The organism is Pseudomonas sp. 01L34, assembly GCF_056400265.1.
In genome coordinates, this window is sequence record NZ_JBFTSX010000001.1 from 656704 (window position 1) to 673532 (window position 16829).

A 16829-nucleotide genomic window follows, 5' to 3' on the forward strand; every position below is an offset into this window, starting at 1 on the left:
GTTTCGCCGACGCACGACACCAGTATCGTTGCTAGGGGCATGGCTGGAGTTGAGTTGGGGGTGATGGGGTAACATCTAGGCTTCTGAAAGCTCGATCAAGTGAGCTCCATTATTGCCCGCATCCAGGGCAAGCGGGTAATAAAGCAGGGAGGGGAGCTGGTCGGCGTACGACATCGTGGCTTCTTCCGTTGAAGAGAGACGCGTCGCAATCGCTGAGCCGTACGTGGGGGCTTCGTTCCTTCGGGCCTTGTGCCCGCCTATGACTGGTGACCCAAATGGCCTGCTAGGCTCCGATTTTGATACGCCCAAAATTATTAAGAATTATGGCGGGGCGATAATTATGGCTAGCCAATAATTTAAATAATTTAGAGTCGTTTGCTCGAGCGTGTGTCACCTCGCGCCGCTATCCGAGGGACTGCGTACGTAGCCGGGCGCTTACCGTTTCCTGCTTGTTCAGAATCCCTAGCTTCGGCATCCCAGCATTGAAGAGAGCGAGCAGTCGTTGTTTGTCCGTTACATCAGGAAACCATTCGGCGATATTGACGTTACCGTAGTTGGACTCACTCAGGGCCCACCTTACGACCATGTCCGCTGCAGCCCTGTAGTAATCCGCCATGTACTGCCGCTGTCCCTCAACAAACTAACCACGCTCATGCAACGGGTCAGTGATGCCAAGGTCGCCAGTGGTGTCAGGAACGACACCTTGGTCACGCCGGACTCCCGATCACAACAGGAAAGGAAATCACCGAGCGGCTCGGTTGATTAGGTCAAATACTCGAACAAGCACATGGCAAGAATTAGAAGGGCAATTCCGATTAGGTCTACGCAGAAACTCAGAGCTCGGCTACCGCCATAGATCTCGCGCATCCCTGCGTTGCTGTTACGCGTAGTGAGGTGAAAGACGCCTCCGATCAAGATAAGTGCCAATAACACGCCAAAGGATTGAGCAGGAGTCTGATCGTCAAAGTTGAACGCAGGTCGGCCTTTCTCATCCCACCACCTCAGGATGTAAAAAAAAGCTGTCAGGTAAAGCGATAGCCAGAAGCCCCAGCCAGTAGTGTTGACCAAAAAAAATAACGGCTTGGGCTTGGTTAGTTCTGGCTTCCAGCGATTCAGGATATGAATGGCCGTAGAGTGATAACCCCAGCGTGCCGCGCTTATACCGTAAAGCAGAACAGCTACGCCTACAAAAAGCATCAGATAGCCAATATTCTGCACCCTATGGAGCTCTTTGAAAAACATAGACATCGGCATGGCAGGGTCATGCTTCTGCGAGAGTATCCACTCGAAACCTGGGCCTGAAAGATGGGCGATTATCCCCGCTACGAGGAGAGGCGTGCTCCATAGGCCTCGGAGCCGTGTGTAGATTGGAGAGGGTATGTTCGGAAGCCTTACAAAATCTGACGGTTTCACGAGCAGGGGCGTCAGGAAAAGAAACAGGTACCGGGCTTGCTCTGAGTTTCGGATGAAATATAGGAACTTGCGCAGGACAGACGACATTCATAACCTCAAACAGATGGTTTACTAATGTATCGTCAGAAGCGTTCCTGACTTTATCGCAAGACCACGCGGGTTACGTACTCAGATACCACGAGCGGTCTTAGGATGAGTCGGGGGCTGCAGTCCAGTCTTTGGCCACAGACCGGCTTTTTCTGATCACAGCCATCCACGATCTTTCAACAGCGCTAGGGCCCGCGAGATCGGGGATCATGCGATGGTCAACCCCAGACATTTTCGGAAGAAGAGACATCAAACCAAAAATTTTGAAGCCAATCACTGCACCGAGTTAACAAACCCACCGTCGTAGCATTATTTCTCTCTTTGGCGGTGGAACCGCTAGTCGAGTGAGGCAGGATGCCCTGCAAACCGAGCTTTCTATATCACTTCCAGGTATTGCGAAGTCGCCAATGGATGAGCTCATCTGCCAGGCGACGCATCTCCCGAGCGGCATGTGAGCGCGGCGCGAAATCTACGAATGCGCTGAAATACCCGTACTCCTGTCCCGGAGTAGGGGCGTCCTCCTGCATCTCGATGGCGATCCGGTAAGCGCCGGTCAACTCAGTATGCAGAGGAGGAAACTTCAGTGAGTCGACCAGCTCAAGCACTCGCTCGCGGCGCCGGTAGGTCGAGTATTTCGAGTCGATAATGTCCTGATACTGTTCATCACTCAGCTTCACAAAATCGCCAACAAATTCTTCGAGCTCAGTGCTGACGCCTCCGACATCACAATTTGTCAGCAAGCCGAAGTAGCTAGGTGTTGTCTCGCGGCATTTGATGTCCTTCAGCGCCGAGACGAATCTCCCAGCGCTGCGCACAGCCATCGAGCAGTTGGTGTCCACGACCACGGCAACCAGATTTGCAAAGCGCCGTATCAGTTCGAGCTCAGCGTTCACATCAAGCAACACGTAATCATGCCGCGCGATCAGTTCGCTGAGCTTTTCTGTAGCTCGCTGTTTTCGTTCCAGGGCTTCAAGTTCATCGGCATGAATGAACTGGTATTTCGCTTGTTCGTTTGGGGGCAAAGCAGCCAGTTGATCGCGAATCCGCTTGCGTCGCTGCTTCACCGCCGATGGGAAGGTGATGAGGTCGCGCTCATCGAAGAACCCAACTCGACTTGCCCAACTGCCTGGGGCCGGTTGTTCGCCATCTTCGCATGCATAACGGTGGTTACAGTCATTCGTCACGACTGCTACCCGAAACCCCAGCTCAGCGAGTGCGACTGCGAGGTTCACAGTGATGGATGTCTTTCCAACACCTCCTTTGTAGGAGGCGATAGCCAACGCGAGCCCACGTGCTTTTACATCAATATCAAGACCCAATTTTCGTAGGTTGATCCCTGAGCGAGCCAGAAAGCTCCACAGCGCAGCAGGGGAGGGCAAGCGTGAGGTTACGTTGCCGCTATCGGTTTCCCAGGATCTCCAGGTTCTCTCGGCAACGTTGGCCCACATCGCGGCAAGATTGACACTGACACCGGCAGCCTCGCGGAGCTCTTTCGAATGTTTTCTTAGTTGGTTGTCCATGATCGTCCTCCAAATTCGTTGGTTTCTGAAGACTAACCAAATCCGAGATGGCGAAAAATTATGAGCAGAGTGCCGGGCTTTTTTCACTACGAGCATCGTGCCGCGATTGGACTGCTATGAGGTCGGATGAAGAGCTCTTCAGTGGACTCCATATTGTTGGTGCCGATACGATTTTGACCCAGGTGGCTGATTTTGAATGATCTGTCTGCAGCCTCTGCGATATCAAGCAAGGCAATCGCTTAGAGTGCATTAGGGTGGGTCAATCGAGTCCGGTAACTTGGGTCAAAATTCCATCAGTGCTAACAATGCTGTATTTCTGATCTGTTAATTATTGAGAGGGTTCACAGGAAATCCGTTGCCACCGTCGGGATTGGATCTTTGTCCGATTTTTGATTGTGCGACCCTCTCAGGACGGGAAATTGCGACACGGTGTGTATTTGCATACCGAACCAAGTGCGACTGAGTGCCGTATTCATTGGCCTCGGCCTGCATCTAGAGTGATGGAGAGGCTGTAGACGGCCCGAATTCATCAGGTTTTGGTATGGCGTGTTGCCATCAAAGCGACTTAGAATCTTTGGGATCCTATTTGCATGCTGTGGAGCTCCCGAGGGGAGTTGGCCCACTGCCTGCCTCACCACTGGACGTAACTCAGCGCAGTCAACTCATTCACGGACGTTTTCTCAGCCCTGCTTAGGCGCTGCTGCCGGCAGCATTAAGTGGCCAAGCGTTCCTCGCACAAAATCCGAAACGGACTTCAATCCATGTGGCATGACAACGAGACAACGGTCGACTATCTGAACTTCGGCGTGGTGGCTGACGCCTGCGCCAGCCTTCTGCGGCAGAGTCGTGGCGAGCCGATTTCGATAGGTGTGTCAGGTGGGTGGGGGGCGGGTAAGTCCTCTCTGGTCAAAATGATCGCCGCCCGCCTCGAAACCCCGGTGGCTTCTGCAGCCCCGTCACTACCTGCTACCACAGGTGCCCAACCCGAACACCGATACGTTGTCATCACCTTCAACCCGTGGCTGTATCAAGACTTCGAAAGCGCTCGAAGTGCATTGCTGCAGATCGTCGGTGATGAAGTGCTGAAGCTGGCCAAAGACGATGAAACGCTACTGAAGAAAGCCCTCGACCTCCTGAAACGCATCAACCTGCTGCGGTTGGCCCAGTTCGGGGGCGAGGCTGCGATCACGATAACCACGGGTGTGCCCGTCGGGACGATCGGCAAGGCGATCGGAAAGGTTTCAGGTCTCTGGAGCGCCTTCAGCTCAGACGGCGATGCGGCTGAGGGGGGAGAAAAGAAAGAAGGGGAGTCGCTGGATCTCAAGGCCGATGGTCTGTTGAATCCGGCGAAGCCTCTGTCGCTGCCTAACGAAATTCATGCCTTCAGATCCGCACTCGAAAAGCTGCTGGAAGAGCTTGGCATCACCTTGGTGGTGTTTGTCGACGACTTGGATCGATGCTTACCGGAGACAGCGATTTCGACCCTCGAATCCATCAGGCTGCTCTTATTCCTCAAGCGAACGGCTTTCGTGATCGCTGCCGACAATGACTTTATCCACGGGGCGGTGAAGAAACATTTCGAAGGCACCGGCATCACGAGCGACATTGCCACTAACTACTTTGACAAGCTGATCCAAGTGCCTCTGCATGTACCCCGTATCGGCGTGAACGAAGCCAAGGCATACCTTGTGCTGCTCCTGCTCGAACGCGAGGCCAGGTCGGGGATGTTTCCACAAGACAAATTTGATCAGGCGAAGCTGGATATACCGCAACGCCTGGCCCGAAGCTGGCTCGGCGAGACGATTACGTCTTCGTTCCTCAACGAGCTCGTGGGAGCCGATACACGTCTTCAGGCATTGATGGAACTGGCGCAAGGGTTGGCAACGCTGATGTTTAAGTCCTCCAGCATCAGCGCGAATCCACGACTCATGAAGCGCTTTCTGAATACTGTCTATCTGAGGGAGTCCTTGGCGCAACCTCAAGGAATCACCCTGGACATTCCGGCATTGGCTAAGTGGCATTTGTTGGAGCGCTACAAAGAGGAGCTGGCCGACACGTTGTCATCCATGGTCAGTTCTGAAAATGACGGGCAAGTGGCGGAGTTGCTGCAGGCAGAGGAGCTCGCCCGCGATGGAGGAGCATTGTCCAAGCCTTTTGACGAGCCATTCATCAAAGAGTGGCTGCAGTTAGCGCCGGCGCTTGGTGCGACGGACTTGCGCCCCCTGCTTCACCTGAGTCGAGATACCGCGACGCGCGATTTCGGCGACGATAACATGACTCCCCCTGCGCGTGTTCTTCGTGATGTTTTGAAGGTGGCCACCAGCGCCAATGAACCGCTGACAAATGCTATTACCGCCGTCGACAGCGACCAGGCAGAGCTTGCGATGGTGAAGGCCTGGCAGGCGACTGCATCGTCGCGGACATGGAAAGCCACCGTCGAGATGATCATCCTGATTGAACCCTGCAAGGTTTATCCAGCGCTCGGAAGGCGTGCAGCAGGGCTGTTGAGTCTTGCTCCTCTGGATGCATTGGGGCCAGGCATCATACCCGCCCTTGCTGGCCAATCCTGGGCGGCGGAAGTATTGAGATCTTGGGGAGATGATCCTGCCGTGAGCGGCCATACCAAAAGGGCAATCAAGGCAGCGCTAAGGAGTGGAGTCTGATGGGAACCTCTACATCAAGTGGTGGCGGCAAGGCAGGTTCTCCGTTTGACCCGGAATGGTTAGATCAGGGCGATGCTGCCGGTAACCAATCGCCAGATGGCGGAGCGCCGGAAGATGCTCCAGATGGTGATGAGGGTGTTCCCCAGGATGCACCTGAAAATGGTGAGGCCGGTTTAGAACCCGCCCAAGATCAGGACATTGCACCAGATCGCAGGTTTATGCCGGCCCGCTCACAGATGGGCAAATACTTGTCTGGAGGTGGTCGTGACGCGCTTCGCGGCGCTGCCAGCAGCATGATCAAAAAGGGTATGGGGGGAGCAGCGCGTGCGAGCAACACCATGCGTGGGGTTGCTCAAGGCGCCGGCCGACTGGGATCGTTTCTCGAAGCGGTCAGGGCCGGCACCGATCCTCATGTAGTCGACTGGATTCAGAGGGTTCGCGGCCAGAACCTTTCAGCCAGCGATCTTGCTCTGGAGCTCATCAAGGAAGTCATGCCGGACACCGGCAGTGTCGACGATGAGTCATTGAGAAACGCCGCCGCCGATGCGTTAGCGCAGCTGTACGAGCAGGATCCCAATGTCGATATTTTTCAGCTTGATGATCAGCAGATCACGGCGGTAATTGGGTTCACGATCGCCAACGAAGTCTGCAACCGGATGGATCTGCAGCTGGGCCAGACTTATGAAAAGCTTAAGTATTCGCCAGTCGAGATCCAGGCGTTTCGTAATGACATCAAGCAATGGGTTCACGGAGAGGTGCAGCGAATCATGGAAGGTCTTGCGGCGCAGAGAATCGATCCCCAGACCCTTGCGCATCGTGTACTGCAGACCGCGCTGGAGGTATTTGCAGAATGATCAAGGTCATTTGTACCAGCGTTGCTCGTCTTCCCGCACAACTCGCCGAAGGGGAGCGCGCCTTCACCTATTTCAGAAGCGCCAGGCGTGAGGGTGTCGGTACCATCGCCAAGAGTTGGCACGGTTCCCTGAAGCGCAAAGGATTCCGCCCAACCCCTGCGGCTTGGGACTTCGTTCAGTTCTGCTTGGCCGTCTGTGCGACCGACCTTTGCGCGATGCGCAGTAAAAGTGCTGATGGCTGGACTCGTACAATCGAGCTGAGTGTTGGGCTTCATGAGCCATTGCGATGGGATCCGTGGAAGGTGGAGCTTGAGCAACTGCTGAGGGTGCTGACCGGGGACTATTGGACTCTGATCTTCACGGATGCAGGCCTGCCACCCCCTCAAGGACGCTTCACCGCCAAGGATCAAGATTGCGTTTCCTTGTTATCTGGTGGCCTCGACAGCCTTATCGGTGGCCTGGATCTAGTGGCCCGGGGTCGGCGGCCTCTGTTTGTTTCTCAGCTGGCTCACGAGGACTCTGAACGCCAGCGTCGCTATGCAACCCTGCTAGGTGGTGCTGATGCCCACTATCAGTGGAGTCATGGAATCAGCTTCAAAGGCCCGCGTGAACCGTCGACGCGTGGTCGTTCACTGGCGTTCTATGCCTTTGCCGTGCTGGCCGCGTCCAGGCTCGGTGCCGCGCGCCCGACAATTTACATCCCAGAAAACGGATTCATTTGCGTGAACCCTCCACTGGTTCCTGGGCGAGTATCGAGCCTGAGTACTCGCACGACTCACCCTCTGTTCATCAACAAACTGCAGCAGGTTCTCGACGGTATTGGCGTCTCGGTGCAGCTGGACTTGCCCTACCGGTTCAAGACCAAAGGGCAGATGATGAATGAGTGCCTTGATCAGCCGCGCCTACAAGCGCTAGCGTCCGACACGACCAGCTGCGGGCGATTCCGTACGTACAATCGAACTCACTGCGGTCGCTGCGTGCCTTGTATGATTCGCAGGGCTGCTTTCGGTGCCTGGACATCGGGGGGCGATGCAACCCGCTACGTCTTCCCAAGGTTGGTAGGCAGCGACAAATCCAGCGGGCCAGATGATCCAATGGCTGTAGCATTGGCGGTACTTACGGCGCGAGATAGGGGTATCGACAGGTTCCTGGGAGCATCACTAGCGTTTGCCCCTATTCCTGAACGACCTCAGTATCGATCTGTGCTTACCAATGGCATCCATGAGCTGGAGGCACTTTTGACCGGAGACGGATTGCTTTGATGGATTTTCACTGCCATCTCGACCTCTATCCCAATGCACGGGAGGTCTTCGCGCAAGCGTTGGAGAGGAACATGTTCACTTGGCTGGTCACCACCAGCCCCCGTGCATTTTCCGCCACCAGCAAAGTGCTTGGCGGTCATGAAAATGTGCTCATTACGCCGGGACTGCATCCGGAAATCGTCCATGAGCGTTACGCTGAGCTCGACACTCTGATTGAGCAGATCAAGTACATATCTGCTGTCGGTGAGGTGGGATTGGATGGTTCCAAACGGTTCAAGCACAGCTTCGACGCTCAGCGTGAAGTGTTCACTGCTGTGGTCGCGCAATGCGTCAGCGTCGGTGGGCGCGTGCTTAGCATTCACTCGCGCCAGGCCGTGAGAGACGTGCTGGCGATTCTCGATGACCACCCGGGTTTTGGTACAGCAGTTCTTCATTGGTTTACGGGTACAGCTGCTGAGCTTAAGTCCGCCTCAGATATGGGATGCTGGTTCAGCGTCGGGCCGGCAGCGTTCAACTCGGCATCTGGTAAGGCGCTTGCCAAGAAGCTGCCTCGTGATCGCGTGGTTCCTGAAAGCGACGGGCCGTTCGCCCAGGTCAATGGTGCCACAGTCATGCCGTGGAGCTCAGGCCAAACGGCTGAGCTGCTGGCTCAGGCATGGGGCGTGCCAGTGGGTGAGGTGGCAATGACTCTCGAATTCAATGCTAGACAACTGATCGGTCTGATACACGGGGCCGGTTGACTCTGTTCGAGTCCTCACGCTTCTCGTTGATGACTGAGGCTTCCGACCGATAAACCAGGCCTCGCACTGCACAAATGGCAGCCTCTACGTACTGTTCGAATGATTGCGAAACTGCAATGCGTTTGATCACCTTATCCATTAAATCTGGTGTTCCCAAGGCTCCACGGTCTTTGGGCGCCACTCAGCTCAGCCGGCGTCTAAACACGGCGTCTAAACACGGCGACTAAGCACCCGCCGACGATGCGACACAGACTTCCTCCGCTTAGTGCTAGCAAAAAAAGTCGTCTTGGTCGAGGGGCCGTCCGACGAAATCATATTCGAACGTGTCTACAACGATTGCTTCGGCGCACGCCCGATGGCCCACGGGATAGATGTCATCAGCATGCGTGGACTGGCACTGGCGCGATGCCTTGAGCTTTGCGCAGCGATCAACAAGCCAGTAGCCGTGATGCGCGACAACGACGGCGTTGACCCAATCGACCTACGTGCTCCGGTTCTAAAGTGGCTGGACGTGAAGCGCAGAGAGCTGTTCATCGGCACCGTTGCTGACGGCACCACGCTGGAACCCCAGCTTATTACGGCGAACGGCGAGCCTCAGTTGCGCAAAATGCTCGGCATCACCGCGGGAGCAACTCTATTGACCTGGATGGCGCGCGAGAAGACCGAAGGGGCAATTCGACTGGCTGAGTCGGATCAGGTGCTCACCCCGCCTGGATACATGAAGGATGCGGCGGAGTTCATCCACAATGCCTAACCTTCTGACCTTGGCTGTCGCTGGTGGTAGAAAAACTCAAGGCCTGGTCGATCACTGCAAAGAGTTGCCTACCGATCGGCGTGTGCTCATTGTCACGTTCACCCAGACGAATCAGCAGGAACTGATCCATCGCCTAGGCTCCCAAGCCGGCGATCGCCACAACATCGAAGTTCTAGGCTGGTACACATTCTTGCTTCGCCACTTTGCAAAACCGTTCCTGCCATTCAAATTCCCAAGGGAGCGGGTAGGGGGCTTCAACTTCGAAGGTCGCCCAAGCATGTACGCGAACGGCAAACAGAGATTTATGGATGGTAGCAACCAGATCTACGCATGCGAGCTCGGCCGTCTCGCACGCGAGTTGATGGCAGCCACACCCATGTTGTTACGACGACTGGAGTCTATCTACGACGAGATTCTGATCGACGAGGTACAAGATCTCAGTGGCTACGATTGGGAAATCGTCCATGAATTACTTGAGTCGAGGATCGACGTCCGCATGGTTGGTGACGTGCGCCAGGCGGTGCTCTCGACAAACCCGAGGGGACAGAAAAACAAACAGTATGGGTACGCAGGTGCGCTTGAATGGTTTCTTGTGCGCGAAAAAGTAGGGCTGCTTAGCATTGACTATGCGACCACGACTTACCGCTGCCGAACTGAAATCGCGACGTTCTCTGACACCATTTTTGATGCGTCATGGGGCTTCCCAGGAACCACGTCAGAGAACCACGCGGTGTCTGAACATGATGGCGTGTATTTAGTGCATTCCCAGCACGTTCATCAATACGTTGAGCAATACCGACCTCAGTGCCTGCGCAGCACCATAGCTTCTGGCAAGGAGTTTGCGTTGGATTTCATGAATTTCAAATTGTCGAAAGGTGCCACATTCGAGCGCGTGCTGATCATGCCTACCGCGCCAATCAAGGCCTTTATTCAGAAACAGACCTATCTGGAGTCAACGTCAGCGGCTGCCTTTTATGTTGCTGCTACACGGGCCAAGCAAACCTTAGCGATCATCATCGACAAACCTGGTAACTCGAAACTGCCGGTTTGGGGCCGTAGCTGAGAGGAGCAGGGCGCTCAAGTGTGGTCAAGATGGGCCCAGGGCTGTTGGGATGCTGGGGGCCCATTTGGAGGGGGCGGGCTGGGGGCCGGTGCGAGATGTGGTTCTATTTGCCCAACCTGCAACTCAGTGGAGCTGATTACCCAGGTACTGCATCCGCAACGCCTGCAAGGACGTCGAGGTCGTCACCTTTGACGAGTTGCTCGGTAAGCTGCGGATGCTGGCTCAGCACTTGGCCCCCGTAGATCCAGTCGACATCCCAGATATTTCTGAAGAGCAGGCTGCGTGCGATCTCGAATGAAGATACCCAGCGAGGGAACGTACTATCGGCACGTCTGGAGCTAAAGACGTTTACCCACGATCGCGTAAACCTAGGCGCTTGATTGAGTGCGCACGCTCCTGATCGTGTGAGTGGTAGTACGTGTTCTGGGTAGTGCTGAGATTGCTATGACGCAGATCGATCTGCAGGTCTTTGGCGCTCCGCAAAGGCGCGTCGAAGGTCGCAGATGTATGGCGTAACCAGTGAAGAGAAGCGACCTTTAAGCTTTCCATCTCGTGAACCGCACGCCCCTCGATGCGCATACTTTCAAGAGCCTTATCGAAGACAACCTGGAGGAGGGCGCGTACCTGTCGATCCGACAGACCAGACCGTCCTCTGAGGGTCTTGATCAAGGGTGTGGTCTCGCCGATCTCCGGAAGTTCCGGCAGCCCCAAAAACCGACGATAGCGCTTCAGATAGAGATCTATATATTCATCCCTGACGGCAATTTTTCCAACCTTGTTACCTTTGCCCACGGCGTGGTACCACCAGTTGCCCTCAGGATCTTGGCGGAAGTCCCCCATAGAGGGCTTCCAGTTGTGTCGCCCGACAACATCTGACACGCGCAGATACATGGCAAACAATGTTGAAAGTATAAACAGTGTACGCTCATACCGGGCAGGTTCGGACTCCGCCATCTTTTCAGCTGTTTCAAGCACGTAGCTCCATTGCAACGGCGTCAACGCGCGCGTAACACCCTCGTCTTGAACATTATCGCTGTTACGGCCGGACTTTTTGATCATCCGGAAAGGGTTTGCCACAGCATAACCATCTTCAACCATGAATTCGAAGAAGCGACTGCAAATCGAGAAAACTTGATTAATCGTACCGTTAGCTGCGTTATATGTGCTCCCCATTACAACTTGCTCTTGACCATCGGAGCCGGTCTGTGGCTTCGATGATTTGATGTTGAATGGACGCCAGTTAGGGTTAGGAATAACAGGTTCCTCGAGCGCGCTCTGCGCGTCGTTATTCTTCACGAAACGGCTACGCGTGACAGGCCCAATCCAGTCTCGAGGTGGGTTACGACAAAAACTCAAATAATCCAGGGCGTCCTGGCGCTTAAGTTGATTCAGCGGCTTCTGGTTAATCAACAATGACCACAGCAGCAAGCGCTCAATATGGATGCGATACGAGCTGAAGGTTTGAGCATTGTCGGAAAAAGCCCGCAGGAACGAACGCACGGCCAGGTAGCCGCGCGGAGCCTCTAGCGTAGGGGGAAATGACGCAAGGTAAGCTTTCACGCTTGGAGTGGTGGGCTCGCTATAACGGAAGTCCTGATCAAGGAAGGACTCGTACGTATCAAATAAGGGTTTCGGCGAACGAGACATTAATGACCACCAGAGACGTTAGTTAATGCTGTTTAGAGACTTCCAGTTATAACAGTAATCGGAAGTCGGAGACCTATTATCCATAATTAGTCTCTCTTCTCATGCAACATGGGCTTAAGAAAGCCCGATGGTATCTCGCGCGTATCTATCGCGCAACTATGACTCATTACCTCCCAAACCTTCTGTACTTATCTCAAGATTTCGTTAAATAGACAGTGCTTGTCTCCCGATTATTCTAAAGATATCAAGCTAGAGGCACTTATGTACGTATGAGCCCGCCATACTGTCTCGTCATTACTGCGCGAACCTTCTGGTTATTTCTCGTAATTGCGTTAACAAAACTCGTTTTAGTCTCATTATTCCGTTACCCGTCGTAGGCACGGCTAAATATCGTGAAAACTTTACACTCCCGCCAATGCCCGGAATTTCTGGGTGGCGGGCAGCCAGGGGTGTAAGTCCACTGGTGATATCTCACGATTTCGTGCCGGGAGGCCAGAACCATAGCTCTAGGATGGGTCTAGTGCAGAGCAGTTCTCAGTCCAGTTTTCCGAAAAATATTTTAGGAAAACTCGCATCAGGCTTGGTCTACAGCAATCCGAGCGGTGGATTGGCGCGGAATTTTGCCTATGCCGCCAGAGCGTTCGGGCCTAGATGTGTCTCGTCAAATCTTCACCAAAAGCGCTGCGGGTTATGTCTCGCGATTTCATCGAAATATAGCTAACTTTCTGTTTTTAATAGTTTTTTTCTTAATCGCGCAAAAATGGTTGCGCGATGTTGTCCCACGATTGATTGATAGACTCTGAGTTAGTAACAAAATCATGGAATAGGCTGAAACCCTCGCAAATAAAGGCTTACAGGCCAACTGCCGGCTACGTGGTAGTCTCATAATTACGTTGCAACAGTCGGTGAGGCCTACACTACATTTTTCGTTATATCCAGTAAAATCAATCTGTTAAGCGCTTTTGAAAGCAACGTCTCTTTATTTCACGATTGCCTCAATTCCGGTTAATTAAGGACGCTGACATCAGCCGTCCAACATGGGGAGAAGTTCCGTCCCGACACATCATTTAACATAATATACATTACACGTAACATTATGTTTCAAGATTAGTCCAGTGGGACGCAGGTTTTCGAGGATCCCTTTCATTCAATGCAGGACGATCTCTGATGAATCAACCTATGTGCGTGCGGTGTGTCGATTTTACTGTCGATGGAAAACTACACGCTATCGGGAAGCTGCAAGGTGAAGCGGCTACCGCCATTCGGATTGGGCTCATGTCGAATGCCCCATCCAAGGTGATCTACAACACGTTCGACGGTGGATAGGTCCAAGCCCGAACCACCCGTGAAATCATCTGCGCCCCTAAAGCCGATTTTGGATTTGACAGGCATTCCTCGCATTTCTGATTGAGCTGTTCCCTTCAACGCCACCTTGGGATGAACTAATCAACAAAGTCGTGGGCGCGAGGCAGGAAAAAGGCATTCTGACGGTTTCTGAATGATCTGGCCCAGAGTGTGTAAAAACGCCGTCGCGAACACTTGCTATGGTTTTTGAGGGTTTCGTCGCAGGGATCGCCTCTGAAGCGCTTTATCCAATGTGAACATCGAGGCCAAGACACCTTTACTTCCCGAGAGCCTTGATGACTATGCCCACGATGCCAATCCGGTTCGCGTAGTCGACATCTTGGTCTACGATCTCGACCTCCGCCGTTATCGTTCCTGCCCCCTCTTCACTCTACTAATACCGGGACAGACCACATGCGTAGGCTCTGAGGTGTTGTCTCTCCTGAGTTGTCAGTAAAACCGTTTCCACCCTCTTTTCCTTTTTTCATAGATCATTAATCTGAGCCCATGTTGAACGACACCTCTAACTCGCATCGATAAAGGATTTCACCATGAGCCACGCCAGGTGCGCAAATGATGAACTGGTTCTCGGTAGCTTGCGAATTGCAGGGCGACTGGCGCAACGACATCGAAGGCCTGGGTAACCTGCTGTCCCAGCGCATTCCGAATTATCGCAACCTGATGAACAGCTACTCGGCATTAGCAGCGCGCTAAGCTTAATTCGGCCTTACAATTTCGAAAGCGCATACAACAAAGGGCCCTTGAAGGGCCCTTCGTTTCTACAACTTCGCCTGTGTGAGGTTTTTTGTAGACCTTCACCTGTCGGGGCTTACGCGTGCCGACACTTTAGGGTTAGAGCCGAGTAAAACACCCTGTGGAGCGTAACTCTATCTCCCCCCCTCGGCTAACTCGTTCGGGCAGGGTTACTAACTGCGAACAGATCCTGACTCAAACCACCGTGACAGCCGCATTCAACATCAACACCACAATCAAACCGACCACGGCTACGATGGATTGAACCACCGAAATGGTCTTGGTGGCTTCGCCCATAGTCATGCCGAAGGATTCCTTCACCATCCAGAAGCCCGCATGGTTCGCATAGTTGAAGAACAGCGAGCCGCAGCCTATGGACAAGGCAAGCAGAGGCAGGTTGAGGCTGGGATCAGCACCTGCAAGCGGCGCCAGCAAGCCAGCAGCACCAACGATACCGACAGTGGCAGAACCGGTAGATACCGAGAGCAACATCGCGATCAACCAACCCAAGATCAGCGGAGGGAACGCAGACTGCTGAGTCAGGTGCACAATGGCATCGCCCACCTTGGCGCTGGTCAACAGCTCCTGAAAGGCACCACCGCCGGCGATGATCATGATGATTGAGGCGATTGGCTTGAGGCTCTTGCCCAGGGATTCGCGCAATTGCCCCGCATCGCCGCCCCGCGCGAGTACCAGACTTGCCCCTGCGAACAGCACGCCCAGGAGCATGGCGATCAGGGGATTGCCCAAGAAACTAGCCATTTTCAGGATCGCATTGTCCTTGGGTAATACCATCTCAGCGACGGCATGAATCAGCATCAGGATCGCCGGTAGCAAGGCTGCCAGCACGCCAAGGCATACGCTGGTGCTTGGTTGATCGTCGGCTTTTTCAGCCAGGGTGAACTGATCTAGCAAAACCTGATCGGGCCGAGTGCTCATGCGCGGCGAAATGAATGCGCCATAAAGCGGGCCGCCTAAAATCATTGCAGGAATAGCCGCAAGGAAGCCATAGAGCATTGTGGGCCCAACCGAGGTTTTGAGCGCGGCGATGGCCGTCAAGGGGCCAGGGTGCGGCGGTACCATCCCGTGCATGGCTGCAAGTGCCGCAATCACCGGAACACCCACATACACATAGGCTGAACCTTTGAAGCGAGCCTGGCTTTCCAGCTTTCGCGCCACGCTGAATATCAGCGGCAGCATGATCACCAAGCCCACCTCGAAAAACATGGGAATGCCAATTACAAATGCAACCATCATCATGGCCCAAGGTATCATCCGATCCGATGTTCGCTTGAGGATGACCTCGGCGACCTGCTCTGTGACGCCTGCGTCAGCAAGGATTTTGCCTAGCATCGCTCCAAGCGCGATTACGACCCCTACTGCCCCCAGTGTCTTTCCGACGCCGGTGATCAAGTGGGAGACTATGGTTTCTGGTTCCATACTGGTTGCAAAGCCAACGCCAACGGAAACTACTAGCAAGGCCAGGAGCGGGTGCATTTTGAGACGCGACACGATGAGCGCCACCAGCACCAGGACGCTCACCAATGCGGTCAGTAAGAGGTCTACATCTAAGGGAGTCATGAAAGGATCTCGGTTGGGCTGGCGCTCAAACTGCACTCAGATTTGAAAGAGAAGTTTGAAACCGTAACGCCTGTCGGCGCACGCAATAAACCAAACATCGTTTGGGTGCTTTCAACTTCGGCATTGGATGACGTGTTCATGGAATCTACTCTCTTGTAATTGGAATATGCTGCTATTACACAGAACTTCTCGATGAGCCACGATAGGTTTTACTGCAACGGTCGCACTTCGAATGTTCTGTATGTATTCGTTTAAATGGGTGAGATGAATGGTCATCTGCAAATGCAGGCGTAAATTTCAGCTTTCGCCTTTCGCAAAACCGAATAACCTTCGAGGGACTTGCACCAGCAACGAATAGCTAACCTGCGTCGAACACTCCAGGGCTTGCAACTGATCGACTACGGTGCTGAAACCGATGCTTTGCTCATGCTGCGTATGCGGCCAGTCGCTGCCCCACACCAACTGGCGAAGGCCGAAACTTTGTTCCAGCAGCGGTAATGCCATTCGAGCGAAATTGATGTTCTGTTGCGGCGTACCTCCCAAACGATAGATTCCCGATACCTTCATCCAGATCGAACCTTTCGATCCCAACTCCAGTAACTCGCAAAAGCCGGGCTGATCGACGCCCGAATTGGCATCCGGCCGACCAAAGTGATCAATCACCAACTTCAAACCGAACGGCGTCAATTGATGGATCAGTCCCGGCAGATCCTTTACCTCCCTATGCAACTCGACATGCCAGTCAAGATCAGCAATGTGGCTGAAAAACTCTCTCCAGGCACTGTTACGAAAATCAGGTAACGCCTTACCCATCAGGTTCAAGCGAACGCCGACCACGCCCAGGTGATCCATGTCATTCAACATGGCGCGACTGACGCCTGGCTCCAGCACAACCACGCCTCGCAACTGCTCCGGCGCTTGCTTCAACGCCGCCAGCAAGTAGCTATTGTCGGTGCCGAGAAAGCTCGGTTGCACCAATACGCCATGACTCAGACCATGAGCGTGCAAGTGCGTCAGATACTGCTCAAGCGTGGCGTCGTAATCAGGGGTATAGCGCCGTGCACCGACCAGACATAGATCACGGCTAAACACATGAGCATGGGAGTCGATGCCGGTGATCGGCGTAGAACAGGTGTCAGTCATAGCGT

Annotated in this window: 13 protein-coding genes and 3 pseudogenes; 8 read left to right on the forward strand and 8 right to left on the reverse strand. The window is 53.9% G+C overall.

Annotated features, from left to right (window positions below):
* Positions 1-762 precede the first annotated feature (762 nt).
* Both AC1DQM_RS02845 and AC1DQM_RS02850 read right to left on the reverse strand, forming a co-directional pair.
* On the reverse strand, positions 763-1254 hold the full coding sequence (locus AC1DQM_RS02845) for a hypothetical protein (protein ID WP_477745865.1): 492 nt from the start codon (positions 1252-1254) through the stop codon (positions 763-765).
* Positions 1255-1880: 626 nt separating this feature from the next.
* Positions 1881-3020: a ParA family protein gene (locus AC1DQM_RS02850; protein WP_477745866.1), complete on the reverse strand. Its 1140-nt coding sequence runs from the start codon at positions 3018-3020 to the stop codon at positions 1881-1883.
* A gap of 761 nt (positions 3021-3781) precedes the next feature.
* Between AC1DQM_RS02850 and AC1DQM_RS02855 the strand changes: the two genes are divergently transcribed.
* The 6 genes from AC1DQM_RS02855 (at position 3782) to AC1DQM_RS02880 (ending at position 10356) form a co-directional block, all read left to right on the forward strand.
* Positions 3782-5683: a KAP family P-loop NTPase fold protein gene (locus AC1DQM_RS02855; RefSeq protein ID WP_477745867.1), complete on the forward strand. Its 1902-nt coding sequence runs from the start codon at positions 3782-3784 to the stop codon at positions 5681-5683.
* Positions 5683-6537, forward strand: coding sequence for a hypothetical protein (locus tag AC1DQM_RS02860; protein ID WP_477745868.1), 855 nt, complete (start codon positions 5683-5685; stop codon positions 6535-6537). The genes AC1DQM_RS02855 and AC1DQM_RS02860 overlap by 1 nt, the downstream gene beginning before the upstream one ends.
* Complete coding sequence (gene qatC / locus AC1DQM_RS02865; RefSeq protein WP_477745869.1) at positions 6534-7799, forward strand: Qat anti-phage system QueC-like protein QatC; 1266 nt, start codon at positions 6534-6536, stop codon at positions 7797-7799. The genes AC1DQM_RS02860 and qatC overlap by 4 nt, the downstream gene beginning before the upstream one ends.
* A complete protein-coding gene (gene qatD / locus AC1DQM_RS02870; protein ID WP_477745870.1) occupies positions 7799-8539 on the forward strand; it encodes a Qat anti-phage system TatD family nuclease QatD in 741 nt (246 codons plus the stop codon). Before qatC ends, qatD begins: the two co-directional genes overlap by 1 nt.
* Positions 8540-8804: 265 nt before the next feature.
* Positions 8805-9293, forward strand: a complete 489-nt coding sequence (locus AC1DQM_RS02875) for an ATP-dependent endonuclease (protein ID WP_477745871.1) — start codon at positions 8805-8807, stop codon at positions 9291-9293.
* Positions 9286-10356, forward strand: coding sequence for a UvrD-helicase domain-containing protein (locus AC1DQM_RS02880; RefSeq protein WP_477745872.1), 1071 nt, complete (start codon positions 9286-9288; stop codon positions 10354-10356). Before AC1DQM_RS02875 ends, AC1DQM_RS02880 begins: the two co-directional genes overlap by 8 nt.
* A 348-nt stretch (positions 10357-10704) precedes the next feature.
* On the opposite strand, the gene AC1DQM_RS02885 is transcribed toward AC1DQM_RS02880, so the two are convergent.
* Both AC1DQM_RS02885 and AC1DQM_RS02890 read right to left on the reverse strand, forming a co-directional pair.
* On the reverse strand, positions 10705-12003 hold the full coding sequence (locus tag AC1DQM_RS02885) for a tyrosine-type recombinase/integrase (RefSeq protein ID WP_477745873.1): 1299 nt from the start codon (positions 12001-12003) through the stop codon (positions 10705-10707).
* 1218 nt (positions 12004-13221) lie between these two features.
* Entirely contained in the window at positions 13222-13404 is a 183-nt protein-coding gene (locus AC1DQM_RS02890) for an ATP-binding protein (protein ID WP_414868092.1), read from the reverse strand.
* Positions 13405-13581: 177 nt separating this feature from the next.
* Here AC1DQM_RS02890 and AC1DQM_RS02895 point away from each other — a divergent pair.
* Both AC1DQM_RS02895 and AC1DQM_RS02900 read left to right on the forward strand, forming a co-directional pair.
* Positions 13582-13708, forward strand: a pseudogene (locus tag AC1DQM_RS02895) (hypothetical protein); the annotation flags it as partial.
* Positions 13709-13911: 203 nt separating this feature from the next.
* Positions 13912-14061 (forward strand): annotated as a pseudogene (locus AC1DQM_RS02900) (hydrolase); the annotation flags it as partial.
* On the opposite strand, the pseudogene AC1DQM_RS02905 reads toward AC1DQM_RS02900, so the two are convergent.
* The 4 genes and pseudogenes from AC1DQM_RS02905 to AC1DQM_RS02920 all read right to left on the reverse strand — a co-directional run.
* Positions 14047-14187 (reverse strand): annotated as a pseudogene (locus tag AC1DQM_RS02905) (hypothetical protein); the annotation flags it as partial. The pseudogenes AC1DQM_RS02900 and AC1DQM_RS02905 overlap by 15 nt on opposite strands.
* A 108-nt stretch (positions 14188-14295) precedes the next feature.
* Positions 14296-15681 (reverse strand): GntP family permease, encoded by a 1386-nt coding sequence (locus tag AC1DQM_RS02910; RefSeq protein ID WP_032833722.1) that lies wholly within the window; start codon positions 15679-15681, stop codon positions 14296-14298.
* The gene (locus AC1DQM_RS02915) at positions 15678-15821 is read right to left on the reverse strand and encodes a hypothetical protein (RefSeq protein WP_168206167.1); all 144 of its coding nucleotides are present in this window, start codon (positions 15819-15821) and stop codon (positions 15678-15680) included. The genes AC1DQM_RS02910 and AC1DQM_RS02915 overlap by 4 nt, the downstream gene beginning before the upstream one ends.
* 157 nt (positions 15822-15978) lie before the next feature.
* Positions 15979-16824 carry an amidohydrolase family protein gene (locus tag AC1DQM_RS02920; protein ID WP_018925911.1) on the reverse strand — a complete coding sequence of 282 codons (846 nt, stop codon included), beginning with the start codon at positions 16822-16824 and terminating at the stop codon, positions 15979-15981.
* Positions 16825-16829: the final 5 nt, after the last annotated feature.

What these genes read in the sequence shown, in the direction of transcription:
- AC1DQM_RS02915 (WP_168206167.1), bottom strand. Translation starts at nt 15,821, where the DNA reads ATGAACACGTCATCCAATGCCGAAGTTGAAAGCACCCAAACGATGTTT.
- AC1DQM_RS02845 (WP_477745865.1), bottom strand. Translation starts at nt 1,254, where the DNA reads ATGCCGATGTCTATGTTTTTCAAAGAGCTCCATAGGGTGCAGAATATT.
- AC1DQM_RS02860 (WP_477745868.1), top strand. Translation starts at nt 5,683, where the DNA reads ATGGGAACCTCTACATCAAGTGGTGGCGGCAAGGCAGGTTCTCCGTTT.
- AC1DQM_RS02885 (WP_477745873.1), bottom strand. Translation starts at nt 12,003, where the DNA reads ATGTCTCGTTCGCCGAAACCCTTATTTGATACGTACGAGTCCTTCCTT.
- qatD (WP_477745870.1), top strand. Translation starts at nt 7,799, where the DNA reads ATGGATTTTCACTGCCATCTCGACCTCTATCCCAATGCACGGGAGGTC.
- AC1DQM_RS02910 (WP_032833722.1), bottom strand. Translation starts at nt 15,681, where the DNA reads ATGACTCCCTTAGATGTAGACCTCTTACTGACCGCATTGGTGAGCGTC.
- AC1DQM_RS02880 (WP_477745872.1), top strand. Translation starts at nt 9,286, where the DNA reads ATGCCTAACCTTCTGACCTTGGCTGTCGCTGGTGGTAGAAAAACTCAA.
- qatC (WP_477745869.1), top strand. Translation starts at nt 6,534, where the DNA reads ATGATCAAGGTCATTTGTACCAGCGTTGCTCGTCTTCCCGCACAACTC.
- AC1DQM_RS02890 (WP_414868092.1), bottom strand. Translation starts at nt 13,404, where the DNA reads ATGCGAGGAATGCCTGTCAAATCCAAAATCGGCTTTAGGGGCGCAGAT.
- AC1DQM_RS02855 (WP_477745867.1), top strand. Translation starts at nt 3,782, where the DNA reads ATGTGGCATGACAACGAGACAACGGTCGACTATCTGAACTTCGGCGTG.
- AC1DQM_RS02920 (WP_018925911.1), bottom strand. Translation starts at nt 16,824, where the DNA reads ATGACTGACACCTGTTCTACGCCGATCACCGGCATCGACTCCCATGCT.
- AC1DQM_RS02850 (WP_477745866.1), bottom strand. Translation starts at nt 3,020, where the DNA reads ATGGACAACCAACTAAGAAAACATTCGAAAGAGCTCCGCGAGGCTGCC.